The 14,552-nt window shown below is 71.6% G+C and carries 13 protein-coding genes; 2 read left to right on the top strand and 11 right to left on the bottom strand.

Annotation, left to right across the window (positions count from 1 at the left end; all coding sequences use genetic code 11):
- Nucleotides 1–51 precede the first annotated feature (51 nt).
- The 10 genes from V6D49_RS19620 to folC all read right to left on the bottom strand — a co-directional run bounded on the left by V6D49_RS19620 (nucleotide 52) and on the right by folC (nucleotide 11,821).
- Complete coding sequence (locus V6D49_RS19620; protein ID WP_340561545.1) at nucleotides 52–609, bottom strand: GNAT family N-acetyltransferase; 558 nt, start codon at nucleotides 607–609, stop codon at nucleotides 52–54.
- Nucleotides 610–614: 5 nt separating this feature from the next.
- Complete coding sequence (locus V6D49_RS19615; RefSeq protein ID WP_340561543.1) at nucleotides 615–2,540, bottom strand: TIGR03960 family B12-binding radical SAM protein; 1,926 nt, start codon at nucleotides 2,538–2,540, stop codon at nucleotides 615–617.
- 193 nt (nucleotides 2,541–2,733) lie between these two features.
- Nucleotides 2,734–3,921: a rod shape-determining protein RodA gene (gene rodA, locus V6D49_RS19610; protein ID WP_340561541.1), complete on the bottom strand. Its 1,188-nt coding sequence runs from the start codon at nucleotides 3,919–3,921 to the stop codon at nucleotides 2,734–2,736.
- A complete protein-coding gene (gene mrdA / locus V6D49_RS19605) occupies nucleotides 3,921–6,080 on the bottom strand; it encodes a penicillin-binding protein 2 (RefSeq protein ID WP_340561539.1) in 2,160 nt (719 codons plus the stop codon). Before mrdA ends, rodA begins: the two co-directional genes overlap by 1 nt.
- A 13-nt stretch (nucleotides 6,081–6,093) precedes the next feature.
- Nucleotides 6,094–6,849: a rod shape-determining protein MreD gene (mreD, locus tag V6D49_RS19600; protein WP_340561537.1), complete on the bottom strand. Its 756-nt coding sequence runs from the start codon at nucleotides 6,847–6,849 to the stop codon at nucleotides 6,094–6,096.
- Between the two features lie 3 nt (nucleotides 6,850–6,852).
- On the bottom strand, nucleotides 6,853–7,950 hold the full coding sequence (gene mreC, locus V6D49_RS19595; protein WP_340561536.1) for a rod shape-determining protein MreC: 1,098 nt from the start codon (nucleotides 7,948–7,950) through the stop codon (nucleotides 6,853–6,855).
- A gap of 127 nt (nucleotides 7,951–8,077) precedes the next feature.
- Nucleotides 8,078–9,097, bottom strand: a complete 1,020-nt coding sequence (locus V6D49_RS19590) for a rod shape-determining protein (protein ID WP_191208269.1) — start codon at nucleotides 9,095–9,097, stop codon at nucleotides 8,078–8,080.
- 317 nt (nucleotides 9,098–9,414) lie between these two features.
- Entirely contained in the window at nucleotides 9,415–9,828 is a 414-nt protein-coding gene (gene ndk, locus V6D49_RS19585) for a nucleoside-diphosphate kinase (protein ID WP_340561534.1), read from the bottom strand.
- Nucleotides 9,829–9,929: 101 nt separating this feature from the next.
- The gene (locus V6D49_RS19580) at nucleotides 9,930–10,274 is read right to left on the bottom strand and encodes a DUF4233 domain-containing protein (protein WP_340561533.1); all 345 of its coding nucleotides are present in this window, start codon (nucleotides 10,272–10,274) and stop codon (nucleotides 9,930–9,932) included.
- Nucleotides 10,274–11,821: a bifunctional tetrahydrofolate synthase/dihydrofolate synthase gene (folC, locus tag V6D49_RS19575; RefSeq protein WP_445330554.1), complete on the bottom strand. Its 1,548-nt coding sequence runs from the start codon at nucleotides 11,819–11,821 to the stop codon at nucleotides 10,274–10,276. The genes V6D49_RS19580 and folC overlap by 1 nt, the downstream gene beginning before the upstream one ends.
- 90 nt (nucleotides 11,822–11,911) lie before the next feature.
- Between folC and V6D49_RS19570 the strand changes: the two genes are divergently transcribed.
- The gene (locus V6D49_RS19570) at nucleotides 11,912–12,400 is read left to right on the top strand and encodes a ribose-5-phosphate isomerase (RefSeq protein ID WP_340561531.1); all 489 of its coding nucleotides are present in this window, start codon (nucleotides 11,912–11,914) and stop codon (nucleotides 12,398–12,400) included.
- Between the two features lie 31 nt (nucleotides 12,401–12,431).
- Complete coding sequence (locus tag V6D49_RS19565) at nucleotides 12,432–13,253, top strand: Fpg/Nei family DNA glycosylase (protein WP_340561529.1); 822 nt, start codon at nucleotides 12,432–12,434, stop codon at nucleotides 13,251–13,253.
- On the opposite strand, the gene V6D49_RS19560 is transcribed toward V6D49_RS19565, so the two are convergent.
- Nucleotides 13,241–14,473 (bottom strand): GNAT family N-acetyltransferase, encoded by a 1,233-nt coding sequence (locus V6D49_RS19560; RefSeq protein WP_340561527.1) that lies wholly within the window; start codon nucleotides 14,471–14,473, stop codon nucleotides 13,241–13,243. The two genes, V6D49_RS19565 and V6D49_RS19560, sit on opposite strands and share 13 nt — an antisense overlap.
- Between the last annotated feature and the right edge of the window lie 79 nt (nucleotides 14,474–14,552).

The raw sequence follows: 14,552 nt of genomic DNA, 5'->3' as shown, positions 1-14,552 counted from the left end.
CCTTGCTGAACGCGCCGCCCGGAGGGGGCGCTGGGTCGATCGGGTGCAAGCCTAGTCCGACGGGCGCCGCGACGTCGTCGGCACCCAGTAGCGGAGCTTCTCCGCCCGGCGGTCCTCGAAGACACCGCCGCAGCGCTCGATGACCCTGCGGGAGGCGACGTTGTCGTGGTCGCAGGTGACGAGGACCGGGTCGATGCCCAGCTCCGCCGCGTACGGCAGGGCCGCCCGCAGCATCGCGGTGGCGTGCCCCCGGCGCCGGGCCGAGGGACGGACGTCGTAGCCGATGTGCCCGCCCCACTCCAGCAGCCGCTGGTTGAGCGCGTGCCGCAGGGCGAGCCGCCCGAGGTAGACGTCGCCGTCGACCCACCACCAGGTCGTGGAGGGGACGTGCCCGGGCGGGCGCGGCGTCGTGTCCAGGGCGTCCGCGCGGACACCCGCCACGTACTGGGCGAAGCCCTCCGGGCCGCCCCACCGCGCCGCGTACAGCCGGATGTCCCGGCCGATCATGGAGGCGTCGTCCGCGCCCCCGCGGCCCTCCTCGCGCAGTTCGTCCATGGCGGCGAGGAAGGAGGCGTGCACCCGCTCGGTGGGCAGGACGAGTTCGGGCACGGCCGCTACTTCACCACGGTCAGCGGCAACAGCTTCTTGCCGGTCGGGCCGATCTGGATGGAGGTGTCCATCTGCGGACAGACGCCGCAGTCGAAGCAGGGCGTCCAGCGGCAGTCCTCGACCTCGGTCTCGTCGAGGGCGTCCTGCCAGTCCTCCCACAGCCAGTCCTTGTCGAGGCCGCTGTCGAGGTGGTCCCAGGGCAGCACCTCCTCGTAGGTGCGCTCGCGGGTCGTGTACCAGTCGACGTCGACGCCGTGGCCGGGCAGGGTCTTCGCCGCGCACTCCATCCACAGGTCGTAGCTGAAGTACTCACGCCAGCCGTCGAAGCGTCCGCCGGCCTCGTAGACCGCGCGGATGACGTCACCCACGCGGCGGTCGCCGCGCGACAGCAGTCCCTCGACGATGCCGGGCTTGCCGTCGTGGTAGCGGAAGCCGATGGACCGGCCGTACCTCTTGTCGGCGCGGATCGCGTCCCGCAGCTTGCCCAGCCGGGAGTCGGTCTCCTCGGCGGACAGCTGGGGCGCCCACTGGAAGGGCGTGTGCGGCTTGGGCACGAACCCGCCGATGGACACGGTGCAGCGGATGTCGTTCGACCGGGAGACCTCGCGGCCCTTGGCGATGACCTTCGTCGCCATGTCGGCGATCTGGAGGACGTCCTCGTCGGTCTCGGTGGGAAGGCCGCACATGAAGTAGAGCTTCACCTGGCGCCAGCCGTTGCCGTAGGCGGTGGCCACCGTGCGGATCAGGTCCTCCTCGGAGACCATCTTGTTGATGACCTTGCGAATGCGCTCGCTGCCGCCCTCGGGGGCGAAGGTGAGGCCGGAGCGGCGTCCGTTGCGGGTCAGCTCGTTGGCCAGGTCGATGTTGAACGCGTCGACGCGGGTGGAGGGCAGGGACAGACCGATCTTGTCCTCCTCGTACCGGTCGGCCAGGCCCTTCGCGACGTCGCCGATCTCACTGTGGTCGGCCGAGCTGAGGGAGAGGAGACCGACCTCCTCGAAGCCGGTGTTCTTCAGGCCCTTGTCGACCATCTCGCCGATACCGGTGATCGAGCGCTCCCGCACCGGCCGGGTGATCATGCCGGCCTGGCAGAACCGGCAGCCCCGGGTGCAGCCCCGGAAGATCTCGACGGACATGCGCTCGTGCACGGTCTCGGCGAGCGGGACCAGCGGCTGCTTGGGGTAGGGCCACTCGTCGAGGTCCATGACGGTGTGCTTGGAGACCCGCCACGGCACGCCCGAGCGGTTCGGCACGACGCGGGAGATCCGGCCGTCGGCCAGGTACTCCACGTCGTAGAAGCGCGGCACGTAGACGCCGCCGGTCCGCGCGAGGCGCGTGAGCACCTCGTCCCGGCCGCCCGGACGTCCCTCGGCCTTCCAGGCGCGGACGATCTCGGTCATCTCCAGGACGGCCTGCTCGCCGTCGCCGATGACGGCGCAGTCCACGAAGTCCGCGATGGGCTCGGGGTTGAACGCGGCGTGGCCGCCGGCCACCACGATCGGGTGATCCTCGGTGCGCTCGGCGGCGTCCAGGGGAATGCCGGCCAGGTCGAGCGCGGTGAGGAGGTTCGTGTAGCCGAGCTCGGTGGAGAAGGAGACGCCGAAGAGGTCGAAGGCGCCGACCGGCCGGTGCGCGTCGACCGTGAACTGCGGCACGCCGTGCTCCCGCATCAGCGCCTCCAGGTCCGGCCAGACGCTGTAGGTCCGCTCGGCGAGGACGCGCTCGCGCTCGTTCAGCACCTCGTAGAGGATCATGACGCCCTGGTTGGGCAGGCCGACCTCGTAGGCGTCCGGATACATCAGCGCCCAGCGGACGTCGGCCTCGTCCCACTCCTTGACCGTGGAGTTCAGCTCGCCGCCGACGTACTGGATCGGCTTCTGGACGTGCGGGAGGAGGGCCTCCAGGCGCGGGAAGACCGACTCGACAGGCATGGGTGGTGTCCTCGGGTACGGGGCTGTGCTGATACGGACCGTGCTGGCGGGCCACCGGGCGCGTGGAGCCGACGGCCCCGCCGTGGGGGCGCGGGCCACGGCGTGGCACCGCGGTGATCCTCCAGCGTAACCCGTCCGGCGGGACCGCCGTCCCGCACCCGTCGTGCCCCCGCCGCGCGGGGCGTGGTGCGGCTCAGGCCGACAGCGGGCGCTGTATGCGGACGGACTGGAGCATGCCGATCGCGATCCAGACGGCGAACATCGACGAACCACCGTAGGAGACGAACGGCAGGGGCAGCCCGGCGACGGGCATGATGCCCAGCGACATGCCGATGTTCTCGAAGGACTGGAAGGCGAACCACGCCACGATGCCCGCCGCGATGATCGTGCTGTAGAGGTCGGTCGCCTCCCGTGCGATGCGGCACGCCCGCCACAGGAGGACGGCGAGCAGCAGCAGGATGAGGGAACCGCCGACGAAACCGAGCTCCTCACCGGCCACGGTGAAGATGAAGTCCGTCTGCTGCTCGGGCACGAACTGGCCGGTCGTCTGCGAGCCCTCGAACAGGCCGGTGCCGAAGAGGCCGCCGGAGCCGATGGCGATGCGGGCCTGGTTCGTGTTGTAGCCGACGCCCGAGGGGTCGAGGGCGGGGTTGGCGAAGGCCGCGAAGCGGTTGAGCTGGTACTCGTCGAGCAGTCCGAACAGCCACACCGCGACGGCACCGGCGGCGCCGGTGACGATCAATCCGAACACCCAGCGGTTCGCGGCGCCCGAGGCGAGCAGCACGCCCAGGATGATCACCACGCACACCATGACCTGCCCGAGGTCCCCCACGACGGCGACGGGAAGGGCGGCCAGGGCCAGCGCCTGGACGACGGTGCGGTGGTCGGGATGCTCCCGGTCGCCCGCGTCGACCTTCGCCGACAGCAGCACCGCCATCCCGAGGATGATGGTGACCTTGATGAACTCCGAGGGCTGGATCTGCAGGCCCGGGGCGAGGTTCAGCCAGGCACGCTCGCCGTTGATCGTGGCGCCGAGCGGGGTGTAGACGAGGCCGATCAGGACGAGGGCGAGCGTGTAGAGGACCGGCATGAGCGAGCGCAGCCGCTGATGCCCTATCCAGACGACGCCGATGGCCAGGGCGACGCCGATGGCGGTGTTGACGACGTGTTTGTAGAGGAACTGCTGCGGGTCACCGCCGGTCAGCTCGGTGCGGTTGCGGGTGGCGGACCAGACGAGCAGCGCACCGATGGCGCACAGCAGCAGCGGCACGAGCATCAGCGGCCAGTCGAGCCGCCGGGCCAGCGAGCCGCGGGCGGTCAGGCGGGACCACAGGCTCTTGGGCGGTCCGACGCTGCCGCTGTCGAAGGAGTGGACGCTCATCAGCTGAACTCCGCCTCACGCCAGAACTTCACCAGCTTGGGGTCGGTGCGCTCCGACTGCACCGTGCCGGTCGGGCTGATCTTCGGCAGATCCTTCTCGGGCTCCGGCAGCAGGGCCTTCTTCCGGTCGATGGAGCCGTCCTCCTCGACGCCGTAGATCGCGTCGTAGATGTTGCGGACGGCCGGACCCGAGGCGCCGGAGCCGGTGCCGGCCTGGGAGATCGTCATGACGATCGTGTAGTCGTCGGTGTACGTGGCCAGCCAGGACGTCGTCTGCTTGCCGTAGACCTGGGCGGTGCCGGTCTTGGCGTGGATCGGGATCTCGTCGTGCGGCCAGGTGGTGAAGCGCCAGGAGGCCGTACCCCGGGTGGCGACGTCCTGGAGCGCCTGGTCGATCTGGGAGACCGTCTTCTTGGAGGCGGGCAGCTTGCCGTGGGCCTTGGGCTCGATCATCTCGACCTCGCGGCCGTCGGGGCTGACGATCGCCTTGCCGACGGTCGGGTCGTACAGGGTCCCGCCGTTGCTGATGGCCGCGTAGCCGGTCGCCATCTGGATCGGGGTGACGAGGATGTCGCCCTGGCCGATGGCGTAGATGATGCTGTCGCCCGCCCGCAGCTGCATGCCCGTCTCGCAGTTCTCGCGGGCGAGCTTGGCGACGTAGTCCTTCTGCTCGTCACCGGTCTTCTTGGCGGCCTTGGCCTGCTTGCACCAGCTGTCCTTGTTCGCCTCCCAGTAGTCCTGCTTCCACTGGCGGTCGGGGATGCGGCCGGTGACCTCGTTCGGCAGGTCGATGCCGGTCTTCTTGCTGAGGCCGAAGTCCTTGGCCGCCCGGTACAGGTGCTCGTCGGCCTCGCCGGGCTTCGCCTTGGAGCCGCCGTCCTTGCGCCACTCGGTGTGCCCGAGCCGGTAGAAGACGGTGTTGCAGGAGACTTCCAGCGCCTTGCCGAGGGTGATGGGCCCGTGGCCGGTGGACTCGAAGTTGGCGAAGCTGTGGCTGCCGAGGCTGTAGGAGCTGCTGCAGGAGTAGGTGTCGTTGAAGGGGTAGCCCGCGTTGACGGCCCCCATCGAGGAGACGACCTTGAAGATCGAGCCGGGGGCCGCCTGCCCCTGAATGGCGCGGTTGAGCAGGGGGTAGTTGGAGTTCTCCCCGGTGAGCTCGGCGTACTGCTCGGCGTCGATGCCGCCGACCCAGGCGTTCGGGTCGTAGTCGGGCTGGGAGGCCATGGCCACGATCCGGCCCGTCTTGGACTCCATGACGACGACGGCGCCGGAGTCCGCCTCGTAGGGGCGGCCCGTGATCGAGTCGGTCTGCTCGCGGGCCGTTTCCATCGCCTGGTTGAGCTGGTACTCCGCCACCGCCTGCACCCGGGAGTCGATGCTGGTCACCACGGAGGATCCGGCCATCGGCTCGTCGCTGTCGGCCATGCCGAGGACGCGGCCGAGCTTGTCCACCTCGTAGCGCAGGACGCCCGCGTCGCCGCGCAGCTGGGTGTCGTAGGAGCGTTCGAGGCCGGAGCGGCCGACCTGGTCGGAGCGCAGGAGCGGCGAGTCGGTGTCCTTGGCCTTCTGCACCTCGTCGTCGGTGACCGGCGAGAGATAGCCGAGCACCTGGGCGGTGTTGGCCTTGTAGGGCGCGGGGTAACGGCGGACGGCGGCGGGTTCGGCGGTGATGCCGGGGAAGTCCTCGCCGCGCTCGCGGATGGTGAGGGCCTGCTGGGTGGTGGCCTCGTCGGTGATGGGGATGGGCTGGTACGGGGAGCCGTTCCAGCAGGGCTGGGGCGTCTCGTTGTTGCACAGCCGCACCTTGTGGGCGACCTCTTCCTCGCTCATCCCCAGGACCTCGGCGACGCGGCCGAGGACGGCCTCCCCGTCGTCGCGCATCTTCATCAGCTCGGTGCGGCTGGCGGAGACGACCAGACGGGTCTCGGTGTCGGCGAGGGGGACGCCGCGCGCGTCGTAGAGGGTGCCGCGCGGGGCGGGCTGGACGACCTGCTGGACGTGGTTGCCCGCCGCCTCCTCCTGGTACTCGTCGCCGTTGCGGATCTGCAGGTACCACAGCCGGCCGCCGAGCGTGAGGATCAGCGAGAAGACGAGGATCTGGATGGCGATCAGGCGGATGGTGACGCGCGACGTGCGCCCGGTCTCCGGAATGTTGCTCATGAGGCCCTCCCCGTCACAGCCGCTTGACTCCCTTGATGCGTCCCGCCCGGGTCCGCAGCGAGCGGCCCAGCAGCCCACGACCGCCGCCCCCGCCGCCACCGGCCCAGGCCCAGCCGCCCCGGCCCGGGCGACGCCCGAGACCGGCGCGCTTGCCGAACCGTCCGCCGCCCACCGTGCCGCGGGACAGCGCGCCCGCTCCGGCGGCGAGCGGCCCGTAGCCGCTCTCCCCCGCCGTGCCGGCGCCACCGGCGGCCTCGCCGATGGGGTCGGGGTCCGCGCGGCGGGCCAGTGCCATGACGAGCGGGACGGTGAAGGGAGCGAGCAGCAGGTCGTACAGCGTCGCGGTGAACAGCAGTCCCCCCAGGCCCACGTGGCGTGCCGCGCCGTCGCCGACGAGTGCGCCCACGCCCGCGTAGAGCAGCGTGGAGGCGAGCGCGGCGCCCGCGACGACGAGCATGGGCAGGGTGGCGCTGCGGTGCCGGCCGCTCTCCGGCTTCGTCAGCCCGGCGACGTACCCGACGACGCAGAGCACGAGGGCGTAGCGGCCGACGGCGTGGTCGGCGGGAGGTGCCAGATCGGCCAGGAGCCCGGCGGTGAAGCCGATGAGGGCGCCGCTGGTGTGGCCGTAGACGAGGGCCAGGCCGAGCACCGTCAGGAGCAGCAGGTCGGGGGTGGCGCCGGGAAGCTGGAGCCGGGCGAGCACGGTGACCTGCAGGACCAGGGCCACGACGAGCAGCGTCGCCGACAGCAGCATGCGGTTGAAGCGCATCGGCTACTCCACTCCCTCGTCGGCCCCGACCACGCCGGCCACTTCCTCGGTGTCCCTGCCGACGGCGTCCGGGTCGGCCGAGCCGTCGGGCTCGGTCTCCTGAGGGCCCCGCGGCCCCTGCGGGTCCAGTTCGTCCTGGCCGCCCTGGCCCTCCAGACCGTCCTGGCCCTCGGCGCCCTCCTCCAGCGGTTCGCCGTCCGGTCCGACGGTCACCGTGACGGTGGGGGTCGGCTCGGCCTCGGGCGGATCGGGGAGCACGGTGTCGCGGGGGTTCTCACGGGGCGGTTCGACGACGACACCGACGATGTCGAGACGGCTGAACCCGACGTAGGGCTCGACCCGGATGGTGCGGGTGAGGCCGCCGGTCGTCGGGGGTACCTCGACGACCTTGCCGACGGGGACGCCGGGCACGAAGGGCCGGTCACCGCTGGAGCCGAAGGTGACCATGCGGTCGCCCTTCTTGACGTCGGCCTTGCTGTTCAGCAGTTGCACCGTGAGCCAGCTGTCGCCGCGTCCGGTGGCGAACCCGAGCTCGTCGTTGCCCTCCAGCCGGGTACCGACGGTGAAGTCGGGGTCGGTGGCCAGCAGTACGGTCGACGTCGTGGGGCCGACGGTGGTGACGCGGCCGACGAGTCCGTCGCCGTTGAGCACGGTCATGTCGGTGGTGATGCCGTCGCGCTTGCCGACGTCGAGGGTGATGGTCCAGGAGAAGCCCTGGGCGGCTCCGATGGCGATGACCTGCGCGCCCTTGACGCCGTACTGGCCGACGGCCGCCGTCCGCAGGAGCTTGTCCAGCTGGGCGGCGCGGGAGTCGCGGCGGTCCTCGGAGCCCAGCCGCGTCTTGAGCTCGGCGTTCTCGCGTTCCAGGGCGGCCAGCCGGTCGTGCCGGTCGCCGGACTCGCGGACGGCCGTTATGGCGTTGCCCACCGGGTCGACCGCGCCGGCGACGGCGTTCTCCGCCGGCCCGAAGACGGAAGCGGCGCCTTCCCGGGCACTGTCGAGCGGCGAGCTCTCACCACTCCTCATGTCCACCGTGATCAGTGCGAACGCGATGGCTACGAGGAGGATGAGCAGAAGCCGGCTTTCTCGGGAGTCCCTCACGTGCGACTGCCGTGCCTTCCCCTTGTCGGAACCGTGTCTGCCTTAAGGACCTTCGGTGCGATCCGGTGCGCTGTCCACCGGTATGACCCGGACGGGCGTACGGTCACCCGCCGTCCGGTCTCCACGGTCACCTGCGCGGCTGTGAGTCCAGGACCTGCTGGAGCGCCTCGAACTCCTCGACGCACTTCCCGGAGCCGAGCGCCACCGAGTCCAGCGGGTCCTCGGCGATGTGGATGGGCATGCCCGTCTCCTGCCGCAGCCGCTCGTCGAGGCCGCGCAGCAGGGCGCCGCCGCCGGTGAGGACGATGCCGCGGTCCATCACGTCGCCCGACAGCTCGGGCGGGCACTTGTCGAGCGTCGTCTTGACGGCGTCGACGATGGAGTTGACCGGTTCCTCGATGGCCTTGCGCACCTCGGCGGCCGAGATGACGACCGTCTTGGGGAGGCCGCTGACCAGGTCACGGCCGCGGATCTCGGTGTGCTCGTCCTGCTCGAGGTCGTAGGCGGACCCGATGGTGATCTTGATGGACTCGGCGCTCCGCTCGCCGAGGAGGAGGCTGTACTCCTTCTTCACGTGCTGGATGATCGCGTTGTCCAGTTCGTCGCCCGCGACGCGGATGGACTGGGCGGTGACGATGCCGCCGAGGGAGATGACGGCGACCTCCGTGGTGCCGCCGCCGATGTCGACGACCATGTTGCCCGTCGCCTCGTGCACCGGAAGACCCGAGCCGATCGCGGCGGCCATCGGCTCCTCGATGATGTGCACCTGCCGCGCGCCCGCCTGCGTGGACGCCTCGATGACCGCGCGGCGCTCGACCCCGGTGATGCCGGAGGGCACGCAGATGACGACGCGGGGGCGGGCGAGGTAACGGCGCCGGTGCACCTTCAGGATGAAGTAGCGCAGCATCCGCTCGGTGATCTCGAAGTCGGCGATGACGCCGTCCTTGAGCGGGCGGACCGCCACGATGTTCCCCGGGGTGCGGCCGATCATCTTCTTCGCCTCCGCACCCACGGCGAGAATCCCGCCGGTGTTGGTGTTGATAGCGACGACGGACGGCTCGTTGAGGACAATTCCGCGCCCTCTGACGTACACCAGCGTATTCGCGGTCCCGAGGTCGATCGCCATGTCACGGCCGATGAACGACATGTTGTTCGCCATGAGGATACGTCTGGCCTTCCAGCAGGAGCGAAGTGGATGAGCAGGCACGAGGGCAGGAAGCGCTGCGGATCGCGGAGGGTCTTCCGGAGGCCTCCATCGTAGTCGCGATGATTCGAACTACGAGGATCGGGTTCCCCCGCCATTGTGGTGCAGGCGACGACCGGACCTACCCCTGGTGACGTCGCGTCCGGGTGATTCGTTCCCGCTGCGGGCGACGAATATGCACGAGGCGGCCGAACGGACCCGGCCGCCTCCGCGAGGCGTGAGGTGGCGGTGGCTCAGCTGACACACCGCCAGAAAAGGATTCAGGCGCCCTGAGGGAAGAAGATCTTCATCTCACGTTCGGCGGATTCGGCGGAATCCGAGGCGTGAATGAGGTTTTCCCGGACAATTGTTCCGAAATCCCCTCGAATGGAGCCCGGAGCCGCCTGGATCGGGTCCGTGGGACCGGCCAGCGCCCGCACGCCCTCGACGACGCGCTCGCCCTCGACGACCATCACCGCCGACGGGCCCGACGTCATGAACTCCAGCAACGGCGCGTAGAACGGCCGTCCTTCGTGCTCCGCGTAGTGCTGCTCCAGAGTGGCCCGATCCAGCGTGCGCAGCTCCAGCGCAGTGATCGTCCAGCCCGCCTTGGCTTCGAGGCGGCCGATGATCTCGCCCATCAGGCCGCGCCGGACCGCATCGGGCTTGAGGAGGACGAGGGTGCGCTGGCTCATGGGCCGCTCCTTGCTTGTCGGGCCCGTTCGGGGGCGTCACGGGCGCGGGGGGACGCGCTGAGGCTACACAACGAACGCGGTCGGGCGCCCGCGGACGCCCGTCAGGGAGCCGGCGGCGACGCGGCGGCCCGCTCCGCCTTGGCCCGGTCCACCGTCGTCCCGACCCTGATCGACACCCACCACAGGAGGGCGAAGACGGCACCCAGGACAAACATCGTCGGCACCACGAAGCCGCTCGCGATCAGCGCGACCTGGAGGGCCCAGCCGAGCTGGACGCCGCCGGGGCGGCCGAGCATGCCGCACAGCAGCAGGCACAGCGCCATGGCGACGCCCGAGACGGTCCACACGGTGGCCGTTCCGTGGTCGGTCAGCCGCATCGCGACGAGCCCCGCGAAGCCGATGACGAAGAACTCCGCCAGCAGCGTGGAAGCACACAGCGTCCGCATCAGTGGTCCTTCCCCAGCAGCAGCCGGGCCTCGCCGACGGTGATCACCGACCCGGTCACCAGCACCCCGGCCCCGGAGAACTCGTGCTCCTCCTCGGCCAGGGTGATGGCCGCCTCCAGCGCGTCGTCCAGCCGCGGCTCCACCTGGACCCGCTCCTCGCCGAACACCTCGACGGCCAGGGCCGCCAGGGCGTCCACGTCCATCGCCCGGGGGGTGGAGTTGCGCGTGACGACGACCTCGGCGAGCACCGGTTCCAGCGCCTCCAGCACGCCGCGCACGTCCTTGTCACCGCTCGGCCCGACGACGCCGACGAGCCGGCTGAAGCCGAACGCCTCGGAGACCGCCTCCGCCGTGGCGCGCGCACCACCCGGGTTGTGCGCGGCGTCCAGGAGTACGGAGGGGCTGGAGCGCACGAGTTCGAGACGGCCGGGCGAGGTCACGGCGGCGAAGGCGGTGCGGATGGTGTCCACGTCGAGCGTGCGCCCCTGCTCGGCCCCGACGCCGAAGAACGCCTCGACGGCGGCCAGGGCCACGGCGGCGTTGTGCGCCATGTGCGCGCCGTGCAGCGGCAGGAACAGGTCGGGGTACTCGCCGCCGAGCCCGCGCAGCGTCAGCAGTTGACCGCCGACGGCGACCTCCCGGCTGACGATCCCGAACTCCAGCCCCTCACGGGCGACCGTCGCGCCCTGTTCGGCGGCCCGGCGCATGAGGACGGCCGCCGCCTCCACGGGCTGCTGGGCCAGGACGACCGTCGCGTCGGGCGCGATGATGCCGGCCTTCTCCTGGGCGATCTCGGCGGGTGTGCCACCCAGCCGCTCGGTGTGGTCGAGGGAGATCGGGGTGACGACGGAGACGCCGGCGTCGATGACGTTGGTGGCGTCCCAGCTGCCGCCCATGCCGACCTCGACCACCGCGACCTCGACCGGCGCGTCCGCGAACGCCGCGTAGGCCATGCCCGTCAGCGCCTCGAAGAAGGAGAGCCGGTGCTCCTGGGTGGCGTCGACCAGGTCGAAGAAGGGCTTGGTGTCCTCGTACGTGCGGATGAAGGACTCGGCGGGCAGCGGCGTCCCGTCGACGCTGATGCGCTCGGTCATCGACTGCACGTGCGGGCTGCTGTACCGCCCGGTGCGCAGCTCGAACGCCCGCAGGAGCGCGTCGATCATGCGGGCGGTGCTCGTCTTGCCGTTCGTCCCGGTGATGTGCACGGACTGGTAGGAGCGCTGCGGTTCCCCGAGGACGTCCATGAGCGCCCGGATGCGGTCCAGGCTCGGTTCCAGCCGCGTCTCCGGCCAGCGGTCGAGCAGCTCCTGCTCCACCGCGCGCAGGGCGCGGTCGGTCTCCGGATCCGCCGGGCGGGCGGGCACGTCGTCGGCGGCGAGCGATCCGGCCTGGGTGCGCAGCGTGCGGCTGCCCGCCTCGATCACCGCGAGGTCGGGATCGCGCTGGGTCTCCTCCCCCACGATCTCCTCGAACTCCTCGAACGGGTCGCTCCCGAAGGGGTCGCCTTCTGGTCCTGTACTGCCTGGGGTGCCGGGGGTGTCGCTCACGTCCGCCAGTCTACGGAGGCCCGGCGCGTGCTTCGCGGGCGCGCCGCCCCGGAGCCCCCACGCCCGCCGCCGCGTGTCAGACTCGTGCCCATGCGCGTCTACCTCGGCTCCGATCACGCCGGCTACGAACTGAAGAACCACCTGGTGGAGTGGCTCAAGGCCAACGGCCACGAGCCCGTCGACTGCGGCCCGCACCTCTACGACGCGGCCGACGACTACCCGCCCTTCTGCCTGCGGGCCGCCGAGCGCACCGCCGCGGACAGCGACGCGCTGGGCGTCGTGGTGGGCGGCTCGGGCAACGGCGAGCAGATCGCCGCCAACAAGGTGCGCGGCGTGCGGGCGGTGCTGGCCTGGAGCGAGCAGACCGCCGCCCTGGGCCGGGAGCACAACAACGCGAACGTGATCAGCGTCGGCGCGCGGATGCACTCCACCGAGGAGGCCACCCGCTTCGTCGAGGTGTTCCTCACCACGCCGTTCAGCGGTGACGAGCGCCACGAGCGCCGCATCGAGCAGCTGGCCGGTTACGAGGCGACGGGCGAGCTGCCCCCGATCCCGGCCCACCACCCCCAGCAGGACTGAGCCACCGAGAGCGGGAGACGCGGCGCCGGACATGCCCGAGGGCCACACGATCCACCGGCTGGCGGCGGACTACGGGGAGCGCTTCGGCGGCCGGGTCGTCCGCGCGTCCAGCCCGCAGGGCACGTTCGCGGACGCCGCACGGCGGCTGGACGGCCTCCCGCTGCGGACGGCCGAGGCCGTCGGCAAGCACCTGTTCCTGGGCTTCGGGCCCGGCACCGGCTGGGTGCACGTCCACCTCGGCCTGTTCGGCAAGGTGTTCTTCGGGACGCCGGACGACCCGGTCGGCGTCGACCCGCCCCCGACCGTCCGGCTGCGGCTGGCGCACGCCGACGCCTACGCCGATCTGCGCGGACCGACGCGCTGCGCGTTGGTGACCGACGCGGACAAGGACGCCGTCGCGGCCCGGCTGGGCCCCGACCCGCTGCGGCCGGGCGCCGACCCCGACCGCGCCTGGGCGCGGATAGCGCGCAGCCGCACCGCGATCGCCGTGCTGCTGCTCGACCAGAAGATCGTGGCCGGCGTCGGCAACGTCTACCGGGCCGAGGTGCTCTTCCGGCACGGGGTCCACCCCTACCTTCCGGGACGGGAGCTCACCCGGGCGCAGTGGCGGGCGCTGTGGGACGACCTCGTCGCCCTGATGCCCGAGGGCGTGCGGCACAACCGCATCGACACCGTCCGCCCCGCGCACACGCCCGAGGCGATGGGCCGCCCGCCGCGCGTGGACGACCACGGCGGCGAGGTGTACGTCTACCGCCGGGCGGCGCAGCCGTGCCACGTGTGCGCGACCCCGGTGCGGACGGCGGAGCTGGCGGGGCGGAACCTGTTCTGGTGCCCGGCCTGTCAGAAGCCGTAGGGCGACCAGGGGGCCCGCGTGGCCCGGAACGCGGTCGAGGCCGCCTCCAGCGCGCCGGGCCGCAGCTCCCGGACGAGGCCGGCTTCGGCCAGCCCCCTCAGCGGAACGCCGCCCAGGTAGGCCGCGCCGAGCTCCCGGACGTCGAGGGCCAGATCGGCCGGGGCTTCGGTGCGCTCGCACACGGCTCCCACGGCGTCCGCGCTCAGCCGCCAGCGGCCGGCGTTCCACGGGCAGAAGGCGTCGGCGACGTCGAGCACGACGTCGAGCGCGCCGCCGTAGGAACGGGCCGCCAGGGCCGTACCGACCTCGACGAGCCGCACGTACAGCTGGTCCGCGACGCGCAGCCGGCAGCGGCGCGGATCGGAGACGAGGTGCTGGAACGGGTCGTCGACCGGTCGGCTGTCCAGCTCGATCGACGCGGTGAGGTCGATGCCCGCCAGGTACCGCCAGAGGGCGGCGCGGGCGCCCGGCTCCAGCGCCTCCAGGTCACGCACCTGGACGCTCCCGTACGGGCCGGACTCGTCCCACTGCGGCTTCACCGCGTACCGCACGTAGCCGAGGAGCTCGCCGTCCCGCTCGGCCAACACGCACTGGAGAGGTGAGGCACCGCCCCGCTCCGCCGGCGGGTCCTCGATCTGCCGCTGCGCCCAGGCCTCGGAGATCCGGGTCAGCATGCCGGGCCGGCCGGGCACCAGGCGGGCGTAGAGGGCCTCGCAGTCCGGCAGGGCCTTCCGGGGGTCCACCAGGCGCAGCCGGACGTCGTCGGCCTCGGGCGGGGACACGAAGGTGACGCGCGTCGTGTCGACGGTGGCACGCAGCCGGCGGCTGGCCCCGCCGTAGCCGTACCGGCCGTAGATCGCCGGTTCGGAGGCGGTGAGGATCGCCAGCGGTTCACCGGCCGCCCGGACGTCGTCCAGCTGACGGCGCATCATGCCCGTCAGCACGCCCCGGCGGCGGTGTGTGGGGGCGACGCTGACCAGGGACACCGCCGCCGAGGGCACCGCCGTGCCGCCGGGGACGGTCATCCGGAAGCCGTAGGCGGTGGCCGTCCCGACGACGTCGTCGCCGTCGAGCGCGGCGAGTGACCGCTCGGGCTCCCACACGCGGTACCAGGAGCTCCGCTCGGCGGGCTCCTGCGGATCACCGCCGAAGGCCCGGATCACCGTGCCGTAGTACGCGTCCCAGTCGTCGGGGCCCATCGCCCGGAGCTCGGTCGTCATACGTCCACAGGTACCAGGGCGATGCGAACGGAGCATCCGATTTTCGAACGGGATGACCATGGGCTGAGGTGCGGAATCG

Source organism: Streptomyces sp. GSL17-111 (assembly GCF_037911585.1).
Classification (GTDB): Bacteria; Actinomycetota; Actinomycetes; order Streptomycetales; family Streptomycetaceae; genus Streptomyces.
Note: the sequence above shows the minus strand (reverse complement) of the source record. Positions and strands in the feature narration are given on the sequence as shown.